Here is a 1,640-nt window from a genome sequence, read left to right as displayed (position 1 = left end):
GCGCAGCAGGCGGGTCGTCTCCTCCTCGGTGAGCTTGAACACCGGGATGCCCGTCCAGTTCGCCAGCACCTCGGCGATCTGCTCGTCGTCGACCTGGTTCACGGCCCCGGCGCGCACGCGCAGGCGGGCGGCCGCTTCGTCGATGAGATCCACGGCCTTGTCCGGCAGGAAGCGGTCGTTGAGGTAGCGATCCGCCAGGCTCGCCGCCGCCACGAGAGCGGCGTCCATGATGGACACCTGGTGGTGTTCCTCGTAGCGCGAGCGCAAGCCCTTGAGGATGGCCACGGTCTGAGCCACCGATGGTTCGTCGACCTGGATCGGCTGGAAGCGGCGCTCCAGGGCCGGGTCCTTCTCCATGTGCTTGCGGTAGTCCGCGATGGTCGTCGCGCCGATCGTCTGCACCTCGCCGCGCGCCAGCATCGGCTTGAGCATGCCGGACGCGTCGATCGAGCCCTCCGCCGCACCGGCGCCGACGAGCGTGTGGATCTCGTCGATGAGCAGGATGATGTCGCCGCGGGTCTCGATCTCCTTGAGCACCTTCTTCAGGCGCTCTTCGAAGTCGCCGCGGTACCGCGCGCCGGCGACCAGCGAACCCAGGTCCAGGATGTAGAGCTGCTTGTCCTTCAGCGTTTCCGGCACCTCGCCCGCGACGATCTTCTGCGCCAGCCCCTCCACGACCGCCGTCTTGCCGACGCCGGCCTCGCCGATGAGCACCGGGTTGTTCTTGGTGCGCCGGCAGAGAACCTGCATGACCCGCTCGATCTCCTTCGCCCGGCCGATCACCGGGTCGAGCTTGCCCTCGCGGGCGCTCTGCGTCAGGTTGCGCCCGTAGTCGTTGAGCCCGGCGGGGAGCTGCGGCCCTTCACCGGGGTGGTCCGGCGCGGCATCGGGCTGGTTGCGGTCGAGAAGACTCTCGACCTGCCGGCGAACCCGGTCGAGGTCTGCGCCGAGACTGACGAGCACCCGGGCCGCTGGGCATTCGCCCTCGTCGATCAGCCCGAGCAGGATGTGCTCGGCATCGATGCGGTCGTGGCCGCGGCGCCGCGCTTCCCGAAGCGACAGCTCCAGCACCTCCTTCGCCTGCACCGTGAACGGGATGTGCCCGCTGGGCGCGATGTGCCCCCGGCCGAAGAGGTGTTCCACCTGGCGGCGCACGCCATCGAGCGTGATCCCGAGCGACTCCAACGCCTCGGCGACGACGGGATCGCCCTGGTCGACCAATCCCAGGAGGATGTGCTCGGTGCCGATGCAGTTGTGGTCGAGCGTCCGGGCCTCTTCCTGGGCTAGGACGATCACCTGCCTCGCGCGGTCGGTGAACCTCTCGAACATCGGGCACCCCCGGCCTTCCGGCACCGAGCTAGTACGAGGGTGCCCGCTGCGGAGCGACCTCACGCAGGGCCGGGAGTACGTGCTGCCGAACGGTCGCACGATGCAGGTCCGCGTGGTCAAGAATGAGGCCTACCGGGGTTGACGGGCCCTCGCGCCCGCCGGATCTCGCCGAGTCCCTCGGCGGCTCGACTGGTCGCGGCTGGCGGAACTCGCCGGGCAGCCGGAGCTGATCGACACCCGCAACCAGCTCACCTCTGGCGTTCTCCGCCGGGCAGGCCTGCGATGGCGCGGCACCGGCCGCGCGGGACGGG

1 protein-coding gene is annotated in these 1,640 nt (G+C 69.9%); it reads right to left on the bottom strand.

What is annotated here, in order from left to right; all coding sequences use genetic code 11:
* On the bottom strand, positions 1-1,329 hold a 1,329-nt coding region (locus AC07FN_RS45865), incomplete at its 3' end, for a Clp protease N-terminal domain-containing protein (RefSeq protein ID WP_478401378.1).
* Positions 1,330-1,640: the final 311 nt, after the last annotated feature.

The sequence above is a fragment of the Saccharopolyspora sp. NPDC045941 genome, from assembly GCF_056431445.1.
The sequence above is the reverse complement of the archived record's forward strand: the minus strand, read 5'-3'. Positions and strand labels throughout refer to the sequence as shown.